The following is a 17,784-nucleotide window of genomic DNA, read 5'->3' on the forward strand; positions in this document are numbered from 1 at the left end:
GTCCTGCTTGTGGATAGAAGCTTGTGTGTGGATTGTCGAGGTATCTGAATGTGTGATGATAACCATCGATAGAAGGTCATTGCTTCCAATAACTCGGATCACTATAGTCGCCGTTGTCAGCTCGGCGACGAGTTCAGTCTTTGGTCATCTTCGGAGTTAAAACAATGAAGCAGCACATTCTGGTAATCGGCGCAGGTTTCGGTGGCATGTGGACGGCATTGAGCGCCACGCGCCTGTTGGACATCCATGATCACAACCACGTAGAAGTCACGGTACTGGCGCCTCAGGCCGAGCTGCGTGTGCGTCCGCGCTTCTATGAGCCGAATGCTCATCAACTGGCGGCACCCCTCGGCGACCTGTTCGATGCCGTCGGTGTGAAGTTCATCAAGGGCGCTGCAGAAACCATCGATGTGCAGCAAAAACGCGTCGGCTACACCGATGCGTCGGGTGCCAGACAGGTGTGCAGCTACGACAAACTCGTTCTGGCCACCGGTAGCGGTCTCGCGCTGCCGAACACCCCGGGCGTGGCCAAACACGCCTTTGACGTGGACCAGATCGAACAAGCGGTACGCCTGGAAAACCATCTGAAATCCCTGGCAAACCTGCCGCAAAGCAACGCTCGAAACACCGTAGTGGTGGCCGGTGGCGGCTTTACCGGGATTGAAACGGCGACCGAAATGCCGGCACGTCTGCGGGCCATCCTCGGCGAGGACGCTGACATTGAAGTGATCATCGTCGATCGCGGTGAAAAAGTCGGGGCCTCCATGGGCAGCGAAATCAGCCAGTCAATCGCCGAAGCCAGCACTGAGCTGGGCGTGAAATGGCGCTTGAAGTCATCGGTGGTTGCCGTCGATGAAAACGGTGTGACCCTGGCCGATGGCCAACGCATCGACGCCAAGACTGTCGTCTGGACCACCGGGGTACGGGCAAGCTCGCTGACCGAGCAGATCCCGGCCGAACGCGATCACCTCGGCCGCCTGCACGTCGATGCGCATCTGAAAGTCATCGGCCAGGACGACATATTCGCCACCGGCGATGTGGCTTACGCCGCCGCGGATGACATCGGCAACTACGCCCTGATGACCTGCCAACACGCGATCTCGCTGGGGCGTCACGCTGGCAACAACGTCGCTGCGCAAATCCTGGGTGTGGACCCGACAGCGTACAGTCAACCCAAGTACGTCACTTGTCTGGATCTGGGTGCCTGGGGCGCGGTTTACACCGAGGGTTGGGATCGCCAGGTCAAACTGGTCAAGCAGGAAGGTAAATCACTCAAGACTCAGATCAACACGGTGTGGATCTATCCGCCGGCGGCAGATCGCGCAACAGCGCTGGCGGCAGCGGATCCGATGATCCCGGTGGTGGCCTAAGAGGTTGGCAGAGCTGTGTCGATGAGACGCTCTGTCTGAAAAAATCCCGCTCAAGTGATCTTGGGCGGGATTTTTTTTTGTTCAGATACGGAAGGCTTGTCGGCCTACCAGCAACCATTTGCCAGACTTCTTTTGCCAGATCTGGAAGTTCTCGATTTCGGTCGGGACCAGCTCGATGCCCTTGATCGCCTGTGCCGAGAAATGGTGACGTACCAGCGCCACGTCACCCGAGACGGTGATGGTCTGGTTCTGCATTTCCAGGGTTTTGAACGCGCTCTTGCCGGTTTCGATATCGGCGATGAAGTCTTTCTTGTCCTGGACCTTGCCGCTGGAGTGGCCGTAGGTCAGGTTTTCAGCGGTCAACGCTTTCAGTTCGGGGATGTTCTTGTGGAGCATGGCTTGCGTCAGGTGATCCACAGCGTCTGCGACATCCTTCTCGCCCGGCGCCGGGGCTGCCGCCACGTAGCCACTGAACAGGCACAGAAAACCAATCAGCACGTTCACTTTTTTCATGGGTAGTTCCTTGTTGTTATGAATGACTCGTCGGTCATCGTACAACCTGTCAGAAATTAAATGAAGCGTGGCAAAACGACGAGGCAAGACTTCTAGGAGCTGATAGAAGTCTTGCCGGGTAAGGGGAAGGGATTTTGGGTTGCAGCTTCAGGCCAGCATCGACAGCAGGGCCCCTTGACGGTCCAGTTTGGCCAGGTCGTCGAAGCCCCCGACATGGGTGTCACCGATGAAGATCTGCGGCACGCTGCGACGACCGCTGCGGGTGAGCATCTCCTGGAATTTGCCGGGGTCTGACTGAACGTTTATTTCCTGGGTGGCGATCCCTTTGCTGGCCAGCAGCGCCTTGGCATTGCGGCAATAGGGGCAGGTGTCAGTGGTGTAAAGCGTCACGGTGCTCATGGTGTGTACTCCTCGAATTTGGGCTCCGCTTCAAGCGTCGATCGCCGGGAAGTCGATGTCGGTCAGGGCCAGATTGTTCAGGTAGTTGGTCAGGGTCTGCGAGGCGATGTGGGCGACCACTTCGATAATCTTGGCGTCGGTGATGCCGGCTGCACGCGCCGCTGCAATCTGCTCGTTGCTCACGTGGCCGCGACTTTCGGTGATTTGCCGGGCGAGGGTGGCAAACGCATTGAGTTGGCCGTGTCGGGCGCTGACGATGTCTTGCGCAGACAACCCGGCCTTACCGGCAAACAGCGTGTGCGCCGCCAGGCAGTAGTCGCAGCCGTTGACCTGCGAAGTGGCCAGGAAGATCGCTTCTTTTTCAGTCGCGCTCAGGGACGTTTTGCCCAGGGCCACCGACTGTTGCAGATAGGCCGACAGCACGGCGGGGGCATGGGCCAGCGTCTTGAAGACGTTGGGCAAAAAGCCGATTTTCTTTTGCACGCCTTCCAGCAGCGGGCGAGTGGTGTCGGTGGCTTGGTCAAGGCTCAGGGGGGTGATGCGGCTCATGGTGAGACTCCGTCGATGCAAGCGCGGTATGCGCTGGGTACGGGGTCCATGCTAGGGATCGGCGCTGGCTTTGAGGGTGCAAATCGTCGAGGATATGCGACAGATCGTCCAAATATGGCCCCGGGGAGTCGTTCCATGGATCGCTTGTCCACCTTGCTCACCCATTTCGGTGTCAGTGCCGGCACCTTCCACAGCGGGGATTTTTGTGGCGTCACGGCGTTTGAGGGCGACCAGGCCACCGGGCATCTGCATCTGCTCCAGGCCGGCGAACTGACGCTCAAACTCGCGGATGGGCGAGACCTGCAGCTCAATGAGCCGACGTTGATTTTCTTCCCGCGACCTTATCGCCATCGGTTGTTCGCCAGCGAAGCGTCGGGCACGCAATTGGTGTGCGCTTCCCTGGAATTCGACGGTGGGTCGGGCAATGCCCTGGCGGCGGCGCTGCCTGAATACCTGGTGCTCCAGCTCGACAGCATCCCGACCATGGCCGGCACGCTGGACTGGCTGTTCAGCGAGGCGTTCGGCGGCATTTGTGGGCGCGAAGCGATGATGGACCGGCTGTTCGAACTGTTGGTGATTCAGTTGTTGCGGCACATTCTGACCAGCCGCGATCAGACGCCCGGGATGATGGCGGGGCTCGCCGATCCGCGCCTGGCGCGCCCCTTGAGCCTGATGCACGACACGCCTGGCAAGGCCTGGACCGTGGCCGAACTGTCGGCAGCGGCCAACATGTCCCGGGCCAGTTTCGCTGAATACTTCCGTTCCGTGGTGGGGCAGACGCCGGTCGACTATCTGGTGAGCTGGCGCATCAGCCTGGCGCAGAAACGTTTGCGTGAAGGCAAGTCCATTGCGTTGATCGCCGATGAAGTCGGCTACGAAAGCCCCTCGGCGCTGGCCCGGGCGTTCCGGCGCAAAACCGGCACCAGCCCGCGCGAGTGGCTGCAAGACGCAAAACGCCCGCGGTGACCCCTTCGGCCGGTTGAACACAATCCGTGTAGGAGTGAGCCTGCTCGCGAAGAGGCCGGGACATCCAACATCAATGGCAACTGACCCACCGCTTTCGCGAGCAAGCTCGCTCCCACAGGTTTCGTGAGCGTGAGATAGACTCATCAACGGGCATCGAACCGAAGGAGTGACACCTGTGGCGCCATTCAAATGGACTCGCTGATCACCGCTGCAGCACACGCACTCGCCGCGGGCGACCCCCTCGGTGCGCTGAACCGGGTTGCCCTGCGCGACGATGCGCCTGCGTTGGCACTTCGCGGCATCGCCATGGCGCAGTTGGGCGATCTGGTCCGGGCCAAGGCATTGGTGCGCAGCGCCGCCCGCGCCTTCGGTCCGAAAGCACCGCTGGCCGGGGCGCGGTGCGTGGTCGCCGAGGCCGAAATCGCTTTGGCTTCAAGGGATCTGGCTTGGCCGGTGAAGGCGCTCGAAGCGGCGCGAGTGACCTTGCAGGCGCATGGCGATCGCCTGAACGCCGCCCATGCGCGGTATTTGCAGATTCGCCGTTTGTTGTTGATCGGGCGTCTGGATGAGGTCGACAGTTTGCTCGCAGAGCTCGACCCTGCGCCGCTGCCGCCGGCATTGCGCGTCGTTCATGAATTGGTGGTGGCCGGGATCGCCGTGCGGCGACTCGAAACAAAAAGGGCGCGATCTGCGCTCGAAAGGGCTCAACGCGCTGCGGTCGACGCCGGTATTCCCGCGCTGACCGCCGAGGTCGAACACGCCGCTCAAGTCCTCAACACGCCCGCTGCGCGACTGATCACCCGTGGTGAAGAGCGCCCCCTGTTGCTGGATGAGGTGGAAGCGCTGCTCGGCTCAACATCACTGGTGGTGGACGCGTGCCGATACGGCGTGCGCGGCTCCGGGATGTCGGTATCCCTGGCCAAACGCCCGGTATTATTTACCCTCGTGCGAGCGTTGGCCGAAGCGTGGCCGGCGGATGTGGCGAGGGAAACACTGATCACGCAGGCCTTTCGCTTGAAACTCACCGATGAATCCCATCGCGCGCGATTGCGCGTCGAAATCGGCCGGCTGCGCAAGGCGCTGAAACCTCTGGCCGGTGTCAGTGCGACCAAGCGCGGGTTTGCGCTGCAACCACTGATTGCTGACGACGTTGTGGTGTTGGCACGGCCCGTCGAAGAACCGCAGGCGGCGCTGCTCGCCTTCCTCGCCGACGGCGAGTCGTGGTCGAGTTCGGCGCTCGCATTGGCGTTAATGGCCAGTCAACGCACCGTTCAGCGGGTACTCGACTCGCTGGCAACCGCCGGCAAAGTGCAGTCGTTTGGCCGCGGGCGCGCCCGGCGCTGGATGATGCCGCCGTTGCCGGGATTCGCGACGACTTTGTTACTCACCGCTTGGGTGCCGGGTGATTAGGATCCATTCCACCCCCCAGCGAAGAGGATGCAACCATGAAGCAATCATCTGCCGAAATCATTCGCGAATACGGACCCTTTCCGGGCGTTGACAGCGTGCATGGCGTTTCTTATGACGGTCAGCACGTCTGGTTCGCTTCCGGAGAAAAACTCAACGCCCTCGACCCGGCCAGCGGGCAGACACTGCGCTCGCTTGATATCGCCGCGCATGCCGGGACAGCCTTTGATGGCCAGCACTTGTTCCAGATCGCCGAGGATCGTATCCAGAAGATCGATCCTTCGAACGGCCGGGTACTCGGCACCATTCCAGCACCCGGCGGCGGTGGTGACTCAGGGCTCGCCTGGGCCGAAGGAACGCTGTGGGTCGGGCAGTATCGGGAGCGCAAGATCCATCAGATCGACCCCGACACCGGCAAGATTCTTCGCACGATCGAGTCCAACCGCTTCGTCACTGGCGTGACCTGGGTGGAAGGTGCGCTCTGGCACGGCACATGGGAAGGAGAGGAAGGTGAATTGCGGCGAGTAGACCCGAACACCGGCGAGGTGCTGGAAAGCCTCACGCTGCCAACCGGTGTCGGCGTGTCCGGGCTTGAGTCCGACGGCGCGGACCGGTTTTTCTGTGGCGGAGGAAACAGCGGCAAGGTTAGGGCCGTTCGTCGGCCCGCCTCATCCTAAAACGTGAACTGACGGGACGACCGAGGCGCGCTTTGAGCCAATTCGATCTCCAGCAGGTGTTCAACCAGGACGTCGTTGAGAAACCGGAACTGATCGTTGAGCCCGACCACTTCATTGTTGAAGTGGTTCGCGGCTGCCGGTATCAGCAACGCCTCGAAGTTTTTGTCGAACACCAGTGACAACTCTTTGCGCGAGACGAATGGCTGCGAATAGTAGTTGTTGCCGAACACCGGGAAGCTTACGGAGAGGGTGATGGCGTGGATCATGATCTGCGCTCCTCGGCGAGGACGATGTAGGAAAAGACAGTCAAGGTCACGGCCGTCAGGGCCAGGCAGGTCAGCAGATGGATCAACATGATTTTCCCCTCCGGTGTGGGCTTTTGCCTTGGGATGGGTTGATCCTGCGCCTGGCGGTTTTTTAGCGGAAGGCAATCATCGCGATGGTGAGTATCGACGCCGTTGATAGCGGATTTTTTGGTGATCTGGAGGGCGTCATCGCGGGCAAGCCCGCTCCCACAGTGTTCTTTGGCGAAACACAGATTTTCAATCGACGCTAATCCCTGTGGGAGCGGGCTTGCCCGCGATGAGGCACTTGAAGTCGCTACTAACCCCAAGCGAACAATTGCCGCCACCTATACTCAAATAAATAGGCGTTTGAGCACCGGACATACCGTCCGGGGAACACTGTAGGAACCGCGATCTTGAACCTGCGTTCGCTGATCGTCGCCGTGATGGTGGTGTTGGCGGGATGCGCCACGCCGCCGCGTGCGCCGGTGGTGGAGCCGATTGTGGTGGTGTCCGAGAGCACGTGGCGACAAGTGGATCAGGAGATTGTCGCAGCCTCCCAATCGGCCACCGAACAGACCAAAATCTACGCCCGCGGCGCCATGGATTACTGGCGCACCCGGGTCTACCAACTGACCGAAGAGAACTTCATTCCCTGGTTCAGCAGTTACTGGACCCAGGAATGGCTGTCGATGAAGGTCGGCTGGTACAGCCTCAGTGCCCAGGGCGAGCAGGATGCCTCGGCCAAGCGACTCGCCGCCTATCTGCTGGAGCAATACCAGAAGCGCGTGCTGGCGCCGGTCGCGGTGGAGATTGATCCCGACGCGATTCTCGGCCTGGCAACGGCCTTCTACGTGGACATTGTTCAGGAAGAACTGCAGCGAATCTCCCAGCGTCACGGCGTGCCGATGGCTCAGCTGAACGGCCGCATCCAGAAAATCCCCGCGATTGCACTGGGCCCGCCGTCTGCTCGCGACGCGTCGCTGTACCAGGTCGTGCACACGCAACCGCTGAACACGTTGCCGGCCTACGCGGCGTTGATCGAAAAGATTCACAAGGCGGGTGGCGACAAAGGCGTGGATTCAACCGAAACCGCCATGGCACCGGTGGCCAAACGCGCCAGCCAGCGGATGGAGGCCGAAATGGCCCCGCGAGGAGCGGCCAGTGCGGTGGCCGCGGTGGCCGGGAAACTGGCCGGCGCCCTGATTTCGGTGGGGGTAGCAGGCGTTCGGGCGATCATTCAGGCCAACGACCGGCCGGATAGCGAGGCGCTGATTCGCAGCAGCCTGGGCAATACGTTCGACAAGGCCTGGACGAAACTGGTGCAGAACCCGACCACCGGCGTGATGGCGGGAACGTTGTACATGGCGTCGCAGATCGAGGGCAACCTGGCGGGGAGCGCCGACGTACCGTCGGTCAGTTCGGGCAGTGGCGCTGTCGATTGGAGCCCGATGGAAACGACTAGCCAGCAGACCGTTCCATAACCGAAGGAGAAACACCATGTCCTACGTTGATGGCTTCCTCGCTGCCGTACCCACCGCCAATCGCGAAAAATTCAAGAAGCACGCCGAAACCGCTGCGGTTATTTTCAAGGAAAGCGGCGCGCTCAGCGTCGTTGAATGCTGGGGCGACGATGTGCCTGACGGCAAGGTGACCTCGTTTCCCATGGCGGTGAAACTCAAGGAGGACGAAACCGTGGTGTTCAGCTGGATCATTTGGCCGGACAAGGCCACCCGTAATGCGGGCATGGACAAACTCATGCACGATCCGCGGATGCAGCCGGACGTCAATCCGATGCCCTTCGATGGCCAGCGTCTGGTCTTTGGTGGTTTTGAAATGATCGTGAAGGCCTGATCCCGACGAAAGGATCACTCCGGCGTCGGTGTGATCCTGCAACTTTTGCGGTTGCGGATCTCGCTGTCTGTCGGCCGCTCCCTGATAAACTCGAAGCGCGGCTCCCCTTCGCTATAGTGAACCAGCCAGCCCCATTCCAGCTCGGACTCATCCTGCCCCGGTTTCGGCGGCATTGCCCACCATGGCTCTTTGCTGATGATCTGTCGCATGGCCCCCTCCCGTTGATTCGGTTGGTTCAACTATAACGTGCATGTCAGGAGCTGCCAGGCATGACTGACGAATCCCATGAACCGTTCAAGCGGCTGTTTTTCGCGCTCAATTGCCCGCCGGAGCAACGCAAGGCCATGGCCCAATGGCGCAGCGCCCTTGAGCTGCGCAGCGGGCGTCCGGTGCCGGCGGAAAACTTGCACCTGACCTTGTTGTTTTTGGGGGCTGTGGCGGTGGCGCAAATAGGCGAGATCTGCGCAGCAGCTGCGAAGGTTCACGTACCGGGTGCGCCGCTGAGGTTGGCGCTGGATCGAATGGAGGTCTGGCGCAGGGCGGGGGTGTTGGTGCTGGCGCCAGAGCAGGCGCCACCGGAGTTATTGCGTCTGGTGTATGCGCTGGAACAGGCGATGTTGCCGTTTGGTTTTGAGGAGGCGCCGAAGGAGTTTCGACCGCACTTGACGTTGATGCGTGACTATCGAATGCCGGTGCCGGAATCCGCGACGCCGCCGGAGTTTTTCCTGCGGGCCGATCACTTTGTGTTGTTTGAATCCCATAAGGGACGGTATCGGGCGCTGGCGGAATGGCCGCTCGTCCCCGCATAAAAAAAGGCGCCCGAGGAGGGCGCCCGAATTCACCTTAACCGAGGAAGCCAGGTGAGGCCGTTCGTCAGAGAGGGTGCAGCGGTGGTAAGGCGCTGCGTGAACGGAAACTTTGACAGTGATCGTTCCCACGCTCCGCGTGGGAATGCCTCCACAGACGCTCCGCGTCCGGCTTTGGAAGGGACGCGGAGCGTCCCGGGCTGCATTCCCACGCAGAGCGTGGGAACGATCATTCAGCGACTATTTCCCGAGCTTCACCCGCGTCCAGCCCCGGGTCATCACCCGCTGAACGCCGATCGGCATATCCGGAATCGCATACAGCGTCGCCATCACCGCTTGCGGCGGATACGACCCCGGATCATCGCGAATCGCCTCATCCACCAACGGCGTGGCCGCGGCATTGGCGTTGCTGTAGCCGATGTTGTTGGTGATCTCGGCGATGATGTCCGGGCGCATCAGGAAGTTCATGAACAGATAGGCGTTTTCCACGTTCGCTGCGTCCCGCGGGATAGCGACCATGTCGTAGAAGCTGCCGGCCCCTTCCTTCGGAATGCTGTAATCGATCTTCACCTTGTCGCCCGCTTCCTGAGCGCGTGCCTTGGCCTGCAGCACGTCGCCGGAGTAACCGACCGCGACGCAGATGTTGCCGTTAGCCAGGTCGGAGATGTATTTCGACGAATGGAAATACGCCACCGACGGCCGAATCTTCATGAACAGCGCTTCCGCTTCAGCGATCTGAGCCTTGTCCTGGGAGTTCACCGGGTAACCCAGATAGTGCAGCGCCGCCGGGAGCATTTCCGTCGGCGAGTCGAGGAAGCTGATGCCGCAGGCTTTCAGTTTTTCCGCGTTTTCCGGTTTGAACAGCAAGTCCCAGGAATTGGTGGGGGCGTTGTTGCCGAGCACTTCCTTGACCTTGGCCGGGTTGAAGCCAATGCCGATCGAACCCCACATGTATGGGAAGGCGTGGCCGTTATCCGGATCGCTGGCGGCAGCATTTTTCAGCAGCACCGGGTTGAGGTTCTTCCAGTTCGACAGCTTCGACTTGTCCAGTTCCTGATAGACCCCGGCCTTGATCTGCTTGGCCAGGAAGCTGTTGGACGGCACAACGATGTCATAGCCGGATTTACCCGCGAGCAAGCGGGCCTCAAGGGTTTCATTGCTGTCGAACACATCGTAGGTCACGCGGATGCCGGTCTCGTCTTCGAACTTCTTGACCGTGTCCGGGGCGATGTAATCCGACCAGTTATAGACGCGCAGAACCTTGTCATTGGCCTGGGCGCCAGTAGCCATTGCGCCCAATAAGGACAGTGTCAGCAGAGTCCTGCCAAACATTTTCATCGGTACAACTCCATTCTTTTTATTCAAAAACACACAGCAAAAATGCGGCGAACACACAACCTGTGCAATACACGCAAACCCTGTGGCGAGGGGGCTTGCCCCCGTTGGGCTGCGAAGCGGCCCCAAAACCTGCAACCGAGGTGTATCAGGTACACCGCATTCACTGGTTTTACGACTGCTGCGCAGCCGAACGGGGGCAAGCCCCCTCGCCACAGTTAACTCATCAACCTAAACCGTTGCTTCCACCATTCGCTTTTCAGGTTGCTGCCACGACTCGCTGGCGGTCTGGTCCATCGCTTCCTGGATCGCACGTTTACGGGTGGCTTCAGCGCGGCGGCTGAAGTACCAGACCATGAAGGTCACGATCGAAACGGCCAACAGAATCAAACTGGCCACGGCATTGATCTCAGGCTTCACGCCCAGACGCACCGCCGAGAACACTTCCATCGGCAGGGTCGTGGAACCCGGGCCGGACACGAAGCTCGCCAGTACCAGGTCATCCAGCGACAGGGCAAACGACATCATGCCGCCGGCCGCCAGTGATGGCGCGATCATCGGAATGGTGATCAGGAAAAACACCTTGAACGGCTTTGCCCCGAGGTCCATGGCCGCTTCTTCGATGGACAAGTCCAGCTCACGCAAGCGCGCCGAGACCACCACCGCGACATACGCCGCGCAGAACGTGGTGTGGGCGATCCAGATGGTGACGATGCCGCGTTCCTGCGGCCAGCCGATCAGTTGTGCCATGGCCACGAACAGCAGTAACAGCGACAGACCGGTGATCACTTCCGGCATCACCAGCGGCGCGGTCACCAGACCGCCAAACAAAGTACGACCTTTGAAGCGCGTCACGCGAGTCAGCACAAACGCCGCCAACGTCCCCAGCGCCACCGCGGCAATCGCGGTGTAGCAGGCGATTTCCAGCGAGCGCAACACCGAGCCCATCAGTTGCGAGTTATCGAGCAAGCCGGCGTACCACTTGAACGACCAGCCGCCCCATACGGTGACCAGCTTGGAAGCGTTGAACGAGTAGATCACCAGAATCAGCATCGGCAGGTAGATAAACGACAGGCCGAAAATCAGCATGAACTTTGAAAATCCGAAGCGTTTCATCCCCGACCCTCCATCTCTTTGGCTTGGCTACGGTTGAACAACAGGATCGGCACAATCAGGATCAACAGCATCACCACCGCCAGGGCAGACGCCACCGGCCAGTCGCGGTTGTTGAAGAACTCTTGCCACAACACCCGACCAATCATCAGCGTCTCCGGGCCGCCCAGCAGTTCCGGAATCACGAACTCACCGACCACCGGAATGAACACCAGCATGCAACCGGCGATGATGCCGTTCTTGGCCAGCGGCACGGTGATTTTCCAGAAGTTGTTGAAGTTGCTCGAACCCAGGTCGGACGCAGCTTCCAGCAAGCTTTGATCGTGCTTGACCAGGTTGGCGTACAGCGGCAGCACCATGAACGGCAGATACGCATACACCACACCGATATAGACGGCGGTGTTGGTGTTGAGAATCTCGATCGGGTGATCCGTCAGCCCGGTCCACATCAAAAAACCGTTGAGCAAACCGTTGTTGCTGAGAATGCCCATCCACGCATACACGCGGATCAGGATCGCGGTCCAGGTCGGCATCATGATCAGCAACAGCAAAACGTTTTGCGTTTCCTTGTTCGCCTTGGTGATCGCGTAGGCCATCGGGAAACCGAGCACCAGGCACATCAGCGTGCTTAAAAACGCAACCTTCAACGAACCGAAGTAGGCCGAGATGTACAGCTCATCTTCGGTCAGCAACGAGTAGTTGCCGATGTTCAGCAGCAGCTGGAATTTCTGCTCGGCGAAGGTGTAGATCTCGGAGTAAGGAGGAATGGCCAGCGCCGCTTCCGAGAAGCTGATCTTCATCACCAGGAAGAACGGCAACAGGAAAAACAGGCACAGCCACAGGAAAGGAATCCCGATGACGAGCTTTCGACCACTCGGCATCAGCCGCATGAACTGCTGATTGAGTGTTTTCATGAGCGCAGTACCACGCCGCTGTCGTCTTCCCACCACACGTAGACTTTGTCGTCCCAGGTCGGTCGCGCGCCACGGCGTTCGGCGTTGGCCATGAACGATTGCACGACTTTGCCGCCAGGCAATTCCACGTAGAACACCGAGTGACCGCCGAGGTAGGCGATGTCATGCACTTTGCCTTCGGACCAGTTGTAGCGAGTGTCCGGCTTGATCGTGCTGACCAGCATTTTTTCCGGGCGGATCGCGTAGGTGATCGACTTGTCCTGCACCGAAGTGCTGACGCCGTGACCGACGTAAATCTTCTGTTCCAAATCCTTGCTGTGAATGATCGCGTGACCTTCAAGGTCTTCCACCACCGTGCCTTCGAAGGCGTTCACGTTGCCGATGAACTCACAGACCATGCGGCTGACCGGGGCTTCATAGATGTCGACCGGGCTACCGATCTGGGCGATCCAGCCCAAGTGCATGATCGCGATGCGTTGGGCCATGGTCATGGCCTCTTCCTGATCGTGGGTCACCATCACGCAGGTCACGCCGACGCGCTCGATGATCTCCACCAGCTCCAGTTGCATTTGCGAACGCAGCTTTTTATCCAGTGCGCCCATCGGTTCGTCGAGCAGCAACAGCTTCGGACGCTTGGCCAGGGAGCGGGCGAGGGCGACGCGCTGACGCTGACCGCCAGACAGTTGATGGGGTTTGCGCTTGGCGTACTGGGTCATGTGCACCAGGCGCAGCATCTCTTCAACGCGGGCGTCGATTTCGCTGGCGGGCAAACGGTCCTGCTTGAGGCCGAAGGCAATGTTCTGCGCTACCGTCATGTGCGGGAACAAGGCGTACGACTGGAACATCATGTTGATCGGCCGTTCATACGGTGGCATGTCGGTGATGTCGACTCCATCGAGGAAAATCCGTCCTTCGGTCGGGCGTTCGAAGCCGGCGAGCATGCGCAGCAGGGTCGATTTGCCGGAGCCGGAACCGCCGAGCAGGGCGAAAATTTCGCCTTGATGAATCTCAAGCGAGACATCGTCTACTGCGCAGGTTTCGTCGAATTTCTTGGTGACGCGGTCGACTTTCACCAACACCTTTTTCGATGTCTGGTGACCTTCAAGAGCCTTCCTGTAAGTGCTGGAGGCGTTTGCCATGTGAAACTCCCAACAGGTTTCAGTCGTCGGGCCAACGCGGCCTGACTTAAGAGTGGATTGCAAGCCCGGATAGTTTCAGTCGAAGTGCGAACCCTGTAGGAGCGAGGCTTGCCCGCGAAGACGGAGTGTCAGTCGACATCATCGTTACCTGATACACCGCCTTCGCGGGCAAGCCTCGCTCCTACAAAGGATTGCGTTCGCCGGATCCATATCGCTCGGGCTTATTCGGCGCCGCCATCCTGGCTGCCTGGGTCGTACTTGTTGTTATTGCAGTGTGTTGTTTCGCAAGTCACGGACGCGCAAAGGCACGCCCGCCTGACTCGCGGGGGCAGTAAAGGGTTGTTTTAAGTCAGCGGGTTTTACGCAGCGCAGCCCGTTGCCGGCACGCATCGCCGAACGCCTGGAAAATACTCAGATAAGGCGGATTCGAAAGCACCTGCCATTCCGGGTGCCATTGGACGCCGACGGCAAACGCCTTGCTGTGCTCCACCGAAATCGCCTCGATCAAACCGTCCGGCGCAACCGCTTCCGAGCGCAAGCCCGGAGCCAGTCGATCAATGCCCTGACTGTGAATCGAATTGACCCTGAACTCGGCCGGCAACTCCAGCGCTTCGAACACGCCGCCCGGTTGCACCGTCACCGCATGGGCCGGGGCGTATTGCACCGCCAGCTCCGGACTGTCCGCTTCCCGGTGATCGAGCATGCCCGGCAGTTCATGCACCTTCTGGTGCAGGCTGCCGCCGAATGCCACGTTCATTTCCTGAAAGCCGCGGCAGATGCCGAGTACCGGCACACCCGCCGCAATGGCCGCACGCAATAAAGGAAGGGTGGTGGCGTCCCGCGCCGGATCGTGATCCGTGCCGGGGGCACTGGCCGGGCCTTGATAGTGGAAAGGTTCCACGTTCGAGGGAGAGCCGGTCAGCAGCAGACCGTCGAGATGCGCGAGCACATCCTCGATTTCAGTCAATTCGCCTAAGGAAGGAATGACCACAGGCAGCCCCAAAGCCGCGACGCTGACAGCACGCAAGTACTTGTCGCCGCTGATGTGGTAGGGGTGCAGGCCAATCTGTTTGACGCACGCTGTAATGCCGATCAATGGCTTGAATGCCATTTTTATCACCTCGAAGTTTCACACTTGAACGAGCTTTTCCGGAGCTTAGCCTTGTTGATTTTAATTAACAACTCTCATGTAAAAAATTCTAAACGCCGATCGTCCAATGCTCAGGATTTACACGGTGCTCAAGGCTGATCTGGCACTCTCGTCCCCCAAAAAGGCCCGAAAATAAAGGTTGAAAGGCCAAGTGTTCGCTATTGACTTCACTTTGCCTTTCGGATTGACTGGGCTCGCAACAAGGTAGTGAACATAATAATTAACAGCTAATAGGTGCATCATGTCGGTCCCTCTGCGTACCGTTCAACTCAACGAAGCAAACGCATTCCTTAAGAAATATCCTGAGGTTTTGTACGTCGACCTTCTGATTGCGGATATGAACGGTGTGGTGCGCGGCAAGCGCATCGAACGCACCAGTCTTCATAAGGTTTACGAAAAAGGCATCAACCTCCCGGCGTCTCTGTTTGCTCTGGACATCAACGGTTCCACGGTGGAAAGCACCGGCCTGGGTCTGGACATCGGCGACTCGGACCGAATCTGTTTCCCCATCCCGGGCACCCTGAGCATCGAGCCGTGGCAGAAGCGCCCAACAGCTCAGTTGCTGATGACCATGCATGAACTGGAAGGCGAGGCGTTCTTCGCCGATCCGCGCGAAGTGCTGGCCAATGTGGTGCGCAAGTTCGACGAACTTGGCCTGACCATTTGCGCGGCATTCGAACTCGAGTTTTATCTGATCGACCAGGACAACGTGAACGGTCGTCCGCAGTCGCCGCGTTCGCCGGTATCGGGCAAGCGTCCGGTGTCGACCCAGGTCTACCTGATCGACGACCTCGACGAATACGTCGATTGCCTGCAAGACATCCTCGAAGGCGCGAAAGAGCAAGGCATTCCTGCTGACGCCATCGTCAAGGAAAGCGCCCCGGCGCAGTTCGAAGTGAACCTGCATCACGTCAATGACCCGATCAAGGCCTGCGACTACGCGGTGTTGCTCAAGCGTCTGGTGAAGAACATCGCCTACGACCACGAGATGGACACCACGTTTATGGCCAAGCCGTATCCGGGCCAGGCGGGTAATGGTTTGCACGTGCACATTTCGATTCTCGACAAAGAAGGCAACAACATCTTTGCCAGCGAGGATCCCGAGCAGAACGCCGCGCTGCGACACGCGATCGGCGGTGTGCTCGAGACCCTGCCGGCGCAGATGGCGTTCCTGTGCCCGAACGTCAACTCGTATCGCCGTTTTGGTGCGCAGTTCTACGTACCGAACTCGCCGAGCTGGGGCATCGACAACCGTACCGTGGCGGTGCGTGTGCCGACCGGTTCCGCGGATTCGGTACGCATCGAACACCGCGTCGCCGGCGCCGATGCCAACCCATACCTGCTGATGGCCTCGGTGCTGGCCGGTATCCACCACGGCCTGACCAACGAAATCGAGCCGGGCGCACCGGTTGAAGGCAACAGCTACGAGCAGAACGAGCAGAGCCTGCCGAACAACCTGCGCGATGCATTGCGTGAGCTGGACGACAGCGAAGTCATGGCCAAATACATCGACCCGCTGTACATCGACGTGTTCGTGGCGTGCAAGGAAAGCGAGCTGGCCGAGTTCGAGAACTCCATCTCGGACCTTGAGTACAACTGGTACTTGCATACCGTCTAAGACGAACAACGCCGATCAACTGTAGGAGTGAGCCTGCTCGCGATAGCGGCGCATCAGTCAGCATTGATGTCGCCTGATTCACCGCTATCGCGAGCAGGCTCACTCCTACAGGGGATTGCGTTTCAAGTTTTAACTGACGACCACCAATTCCTCTGCGTCGAGTCACAACCATGACAAACACTCGCAGCGACTGGGAGCAACGCTTCCAGTCCCTAACAATCGAAGGTCGCGCATTCATCGACGGCCAGTACTGCTCGGCACTCAGCGGCGCCACTTTTGAGTGCATGAGCCCGGTCGACGGCCGTTTCCTGGCCAACGTCGTCAGCACCGACGAAGCCGACGCCAATGCGGCCGTCGTCGTCGCACGCCGCACCTTCGAATCCGGCATCTGGGCGCGGTTGGCACCCGCAGAACGCAAGCGCATTTTGATTCGCTTCGCCGATCTCATCCTGGCCAACCAGGAAGAACTGGCCCTGCTCGAAACCCTCGACATGGGCAAGCCGATCAACGACTCCATGAACATCGACATCCCGGCGACCGCCAACGCGATCCGCTGGAGCGCCGAGGCCATCGACAAGATCTACGACGAAGTCGCCGCTACGCCGCACGACCAACTCGGCCTCATCACCCGCGAACCAGCGGGTGTGGTCGCCGCCATCGTGCCGTGGAACTTCCCGTTGATCATGGCCAGCTGGAAGTTCGCCCCGGCGCTTGCAGCCGGCAACTCGTTCATCCTCAAGCCTTCGGAAAAGTCGCCACTGACCGCCATCCGCATCGCGCAGCTTGCCCTGGATGCGGGCATCCCGAAAGGCGTGTTCAACGTCCTGCCGGGTTACGGTCACACCGTCGGCAAGGCGCTGGCGCTGCACATGGACGTCGACGTGCTGGCCTTCACCGGCTCGACCGCGATTGCCAAGCAACTGCTGATCTACGCCGGGCAAAGCAACATGAAACGCGTCTGGCTCGAAGCAGGGGGGAAGAGCCCGAACGTGGTGTTCGCCGACGCACCGGATTTGCGCGCGGCAGCACAAGCGGCGGCGGGTGCGATTGCTTTCAACCAGGGCGAAGTCTGCACCGCCGGCTCGCGCTTGCTGGTGGAACGTTCGATTCGCGAGCAGTTCATTCCGCTGCTGGTGGAAGCGTTGCAAGCGTGGAAACCGGGGCACGCGCTGGACCCGGAAACCACCGTCGGCGCAGTCGTCGATCAGCGCCAACTGGACAACGTGCTGCGCTATATCCAGGTCGGCAAAGACCAGGGCGCGCAACTGATCGCCGGCGGCAGCCGCACCCTTGAAAGCACCGGTGGCCTGTACGTGGAACCGGCGATTTTCGACGGTGTGACCAATGCCATGACCATCGCCCGTGAAGAAATCTTCGGCCCGGTGCTGTCGCTGATCACCTTCGACACCGCTGAAGAAGCGCTGGCCATCGCCAACGACAGCATCTTCGGCCTGGCCGCAGGCGTCTGGACCAGCAACCTGAGCAAGGCCCACACCTTCGCCCGCGGCTTGCGCGCTGGCAGCGTCTGGGTCAACCAGTACGACGGCGGCGACATGACCGCGCCGTTCGGCGGGTACAAGCAGTCGGGTAACGGTCGGGACAAATCGCTGCACGCGTTCGACAAATACACCGAACTCAAAGCGACCTGGATCAAGCTCTAATACCTATAAAAAAAAGCGACGGTCGCCGG

The 17,784-nt window shown here is 59.8% G+C and carries 20 protein-coding genes; 9 read left to right on the forward strand and 11 right to left on the reverse strand.

Translation table 11 applies throughout. The features are described 5' to 3' along the window. The first annotated feature begins 164 nt into the window (after positions 1-164). Positions 165-1,370, forward strand: a complete 1,206-nt coding sequence (locus ACIQV9_RS12760; protein WP_403101648.1) for an NAD(P)/FAD-dependent oxidoreductase — start codon at positions 165-167, stop codon at positions 1,368-1,370. A gap of 81 nt (positions 1,371-1,451) precedes the next feature. Here ACIQV9_RS12760 and ACIQV9_RS12765 read toward each other — a convergent pair whose 3' ends face one another. The 3 genes from ACIQV9_RS12765 to ACIQV9_RS12775 all read right to left on the reverse strand — a co-directional run bounded on the left by ACIQV9_RS12765 (position 1,452) and on the right by ACIQV9_RS12775 (position 2,831). Next, positions 1,452-1,883 carry a nuclear transport factor 2 family protein gene (locus ACIQV9_RS12765; protein WP_403101650.1) on the reverse strand — a complete coding sequence of 144 codons (432 nt, stop codon included), beginning with the start codon at positions 1,881-1,883 and terminating at the stop codon, positions 1,452-1,454. Positions 1,884-2,030: 147 nt separating this feature from the next. Then, complete coding sequence (gene grxC / locus ACIQV9_RS12770; RefSeq protein WP_403101652.1) at positions 2,031-2,282, reverse strand: glutaredoxin 3; 252 nt, start codon at positions 2,280-2,282, stop codon at positions 2,031-2,033. A 30-nt stretch (positions 2,283-2,312) separates the two neighbouring features. Beyond that, a complete protein-coding gene (locus tag ACIQV9_RS12775) occupies positions 2,313-2,831 on the reverse strand; it encodes a carboxymuconolactone decarboxylase family protein (RefSeq protein WP_403101654.1) in 519 nt (172 codons plus the stop codon). A 135-nt stretch (positions 2,832-2,966) separates the two neighbouring features. On the opposite strand from ACIQV9_RS12775, the gene ACIQV9_RS12780 reads away from it, so the two are divergent. The 3 genes from ACIQV9_RS12780 to ACIQV9_RS12790 all read left to right on the forward strand — a co-directional run bounded on the left by ACIQV9_RS12780 (position 2,967) and on the right by ACIQV9_RS12790 (position 5,881). Then, the gene (locus ACIQV9_RS12780; RefSeq protein WP_403101656.1) at positions 2,967-3,797 is read left to right on the forward strand and encodes a cupin domain-containing protein; all 831 of its coding nucleotides are present in this window, start codon (positions 2,967-2,969) and stop codon (positions 3,795-3,797) included. A 189-nt stretch (positions 3,798-3,986) separates the two neighbouring features. Next, positions 3,987-5,207: a helix-turn-helix domain-containing protein gene (locus ACIQV9_RS12785; protein WP_403101658.1), complete on the forward strand. Its 1,221-nt coding sequence runs from the start codon at positions 3,987-3,989 to the stop codon at positions 5,205-5,207. A 35-nt stretch (positions 5,208-5,242) separates the two neighbouring features. After that, complete coding sequence (locus tag ACIQV9_RS12790; RefSeq protein ID WP_403101660.1) at positions 5,243-5,881, forward strand: PQQ-binding-like beta-propeller repeat protein; 639 nt, start codon at positions 5,243-5,245, stop codon at positions 5,879-5,881. Here ACIQV9_RS12790 and ACIQV9_RS12795 read toward each other — a convergent pair. Both ACIQV9_RS12795 and ACIQV9_RS12800 read right to left on the reverse strand, forming a co-directional pair. Continuing rightward, the gene (locus tag ACIQV9_RS12795; RefSeq protein WP_403101662.1) at positions 5,878-6,147 is read right to left on the reverse strand and encodes a hypothetical protein; all 270 of its coding nucleotides are present in this window, start codon (positions 6,145-6,147) and stop codon (positions 5,878-5,880) included. The genes ACIQV9_RS12790 and ACIQV9_RS12795 overlap by 4 nt on opposite strands. Continuing rightward, positions 6,144-6,512 carry a hypothetical protein gene (locus ACIQV9_RS12800; RefSeq protein WP_403102003.1) on the reverse strand — a complete coding sequence of 123 codons (369 nt, stop codon included), beginning with the start codon at positions 6,510-6,512 and terminating at the stop codon, positions 6,144-6,146. The genes ACIQV9_RS12795 and ACIQV9_RS12800 overlap by 4 nt, the downstream gene beginning before the upstream one ends. A gap of 69 nt (positions 6,513-6,581) precedes the next feature. Between ACIQV9_RS12800 and ACIQV9_RS12805 the strand changes: the two genes are divergently transcribed. Then, the gene (locus ACIQV9_RS12805; protein WP_403101664.1) at positions 6,582-7,649 is read left to right on the forward strand and encodes a hypothetical protein; all 1,068 of its coding nucleotides are present in this window, start codon (positions 6,582-6,584) and stop codon (positions 7,647-7,649) included. A 16-nt stretch (positions 7,650-7,665) separates the two neighbouring features. Beyond that, on the forward strand, positions 7,666-8,019 hold the full coding sequence (locus tag ACIQV9_RS12810; protein ID WP_403101666.1) for a DUF1428 domain-containing protein: 354 nt from the start codon (positions 7,666-7,668) through the stop codon (positions 8,017-8,019). 14 nt (positions 8,020-8,033) lie between these two features. Here the strand turns inward: ACIQV9_RS12810 and ACIQV9_RS12815 are convergent, their stop codons facing one another. Continuing rightward, positions 8,034-8,228, reverse strand: coding sequence for a hypothetical protein (locus ACIQV9_RS12815; protein WP_403101668.1), 195 nt, complete (start codon positions 8,226-8,228; stop codon positions 8,034-8,036). A gap of 60 nt (positions 8,229-8,288) precedes the next feature. Here ACIQV9_RS12815 and thpR point away from each other — a divergent pair, with 60 nt between their 5' ends. Then, positions 8,289-8,828 (forward strand): RNA 2',3'-cyclic phosphodiesterase, encoded by a 540-nt coding sequence (thpR, locus tag ACIQV9_RS12820; RefSeq protein WP_403101670.1) that lies wholly within the window; start codon positions 8,289-8,291, stop codon positions 8,826-8,828. Positions 8,829-9,065: 237 nt separating this feature from the next. Here thpR and ACIQV9_RS12825 read toward each other — a convergent pair whose 3' ends face one another. From ACIQV9_RS12825 to ACIQV9_RS12845, 5 genes are all read right to left on the reverse strand, one after another. Continuing rightward, on the reverse strand, positions 9,066-10,163 hold the full coding sequence (locus ACIQV9_RS12825) for a polyamine ABC transporter substrate-binding protein (protein WP_403101672.1): 1,098 nt from the start codon (positions 10,161-10,163) through the stop codon (positions 9,066-9,068). 228 nt (positions 10,164-10,391) lie between these two features. Beyond that, positions 10,392-11,276, reverse strand: coding sequence for an ABC transporter permease subunit (locus tag ACIQV9_RS12830; RefSeq protein WP_403101674.1), 885 nt, complete (start codon positions 11,274-11,276; stop codon positions 10,392-10,394). Then, positions 11,273-12,154 (reverse strand): ABC transporter permease subunit, encoded by an 882-nt coding sequence (locus ACIQV9_RS12835; RefSeq protein WP_403101988.1) that lies wholly within the window; start codon positions 12,152-12,154, stop codon positions 11,273-11,275. Before ACIQV9_RS12835 ends, ACIQV9_RS12830 begins: the two co-directional genes overlap by 4 nt. A 29-nt stretch (positions 12,155-12,183) precedes the next feature. Further along, on the reverse strand, positions 12,184-13,326 hold the full coding sequence (locus ACIQV9_RS12840; protein WP_403101676.1) for an ABC transporter ATP-binding protein: 1,143 nt from the start codon (positions 13,324-13,326) through the stop codon (positions 12,184-12,186). Between the two features lie 349 nt (positions 13,327-13,675). After that, a complete protein-coding gene (locus tag ACIQV9_RS12845) occupies positions 13,676-14,437 on the reverse strand; it encodes a gamma-glutamyl-gamma-aminobutyrate hydrolase family protein (RefSeq protein WP_403101678.1) in 762 nt (253 codons plus the stop codon). Between the two features lie 280 nt (positions 14,438-14,717). On the opposite strand from ACIQV9_RS12845, the gene ACIQV9_RS12850 reads away from it, so the two are divergent. Then, a complete protein-coding gene (locus ACIQV9_RS12850; RefSeq protein WP_403101681.1) occupies positions 14,718-16,094 on the forward strand; it encodes a glutamine synthetase family protein in 1,377 nt (458 codons plus the stop codon). Positions 16,095-16,264: 170 nt separating this feature from the next. Further along, positions 16,265-17,755, forward strand: a complete 1,491-nt coding sequence (locus ACIQV9_RS12855) for an aldehyde dehydrogenase (RefSeq protein ID WP_403101683.1) — start codon at positions 16,265-16,267, stop codon at positions 17,753-17,755. Positions 17,756-17,784 lie beyond the last annotated feature (29 nt).

The organism is Pseudomonas sp. NPDC099000 (assembly GCF_044759925.1).
Classification (GTDB): Bacteria; Pseudomonadota; Gammaproteobacteria; order Pseudomonadales; family Pseudomonadaceae; genus Aquipseudomonas.

What these genes read in the sequence shown, in the direction of transcription:
- ACIQV9_RS12760 (WP_403101648.1), top strand. Translation starts at nt 165, where the DNA reads ATGAAGCAGCACATTCTGGTAATCGGCGCAGGTTTCGGTGGCATGTGG.
- ACIQV9_RS12765 (WP_403101650.1), bottom strand. Translation starts at nt 1,883, where the DNA reads ATGAAAAAAGTGAACGTGCTGATTGGTTTTCTGTGCCTGTTCAGTGGC.
- grxC (WP_403101652.1), bottom strand. Translation starts at nt 2,282, where the DNA reads ATGAGCACCGTGACGCTTTACACCACTGACACCTGCCCCTATTGCCGC.
- ACIQV9_RS12775 (WP_403101654.1), bottom strand. Translation starts at nt 2,831, where the DNA reads ATGAGCCGCATCACCCCCCTGAGCCTTGACCAAGCCACCGACACCACT.
- ACIQV9_RS12780 (WP_403101656.1), top strand. Translation starts at nt 2,967, where the DNA reads ATGGATCGCTTGTCCACCTTGCTCACCCATTTCGGTGTCAGTGCCGGC.
- ACIQV9_RS12785 (WP_403101658.1), top strand. Translation starts at nt 3,987, where the DNA reads ATGGACTCGCTGATCACCGCTGCAGCACACGCACTCGCCGCGGGCGAC.
- ACIQV9_RS12790 (WP_403101660.1), top strand. Translation starts at nt 5,243, where the DNA reads ATGAAGCAATCATCTGCCGAAATCATTCGCGAATACGGACCCTTTCCG.
- ACIQV9_RS12795 (WP_403101662.1), bottom strand. Translation starts at nt 6,147, where the DNA reads ATGATCCACGCCATCACCCTCTCCGTAAGCTTCCCGGTGTTCGGCAAC.
- ACIQV9_RS12810 (WP_403101666.1), top strand. Translation starts at nt 7,666, where the DNA reads ATGTCCTACGTTGATGGCTTCCTCGCTGCCGTACCCACCGCCAATCGC.
- ACIQV9_RS12815 (WP_403101668.1), bottom strand. Translation starts at nt 8,228, where the DNA reads ATGCGACAGATCATCAGCAAAGAGCCATGGTGGGCAATGCCGCCGAAA.
- thpR (WP_403101670.1), top strand. Translation starts at nt 8,289, where the DNA reads ATGACTGACGAATCCCATGAACCGTTCAAGCGGCTGTTTTTCGCGCTC.
- ACIQV9_RS12825 (WP_403101672.1), bottom strand. Translation starts at nt 10,163, where the DNA reads ATGAAAATGTTTGGCAGGACTCTGCTGACACTGTCCTTATTGGGCGCA.
- ACIQV9_RS12830 (WP_403101674.1), bottom strand. Translation starts at nt 11,276, where the DNA reads ATGAAACGCTTCGGATTTTCAAAGTTCATGCTGATTTTCGGCCTGTCG.
- ACIQV9_RS12835 (WP_403101988.1), bottom strand. Translation starts at nt 12,154, where the DNA reads ATGCCGAGTGGTCGAAAGCTCGTCATCGGGATTCCTTTCCTGTGGCTG.
- ACIQV9_RS12840 (WP_403101676.1), bottom strand. Translation starts at nt 13,326, where the DNA reads ATGGCAAACGCCTCCAGCACTTACAGGAAGGCTCTTGAAGGTCACCAG.
- ACIQV9_RS12845 (WP_403101678.1), bottom strand. Translation starts at nt 14,437, where the DNA reads ATGGCATTCAAGCCATTGATCGGCATTACAGCGTGCGTCAAACAGATT.
- ACIQV9_RS12850 (WP_403101681.1), top strand. Translation starts at nt 14,718, where the DNA reads ATGTCGGTCCCTCTGCGTACCGTTCAACTCAACGAAGCAAACGCATTC.
- ACIQV9_RS12855 (WP_403101683.1), top strand. Translation starts at nt 16,265, where the DNA reads ATGACAAACACTCGCAGCGACTGGGAGCAACGCTTCCAGTCCCTAACA.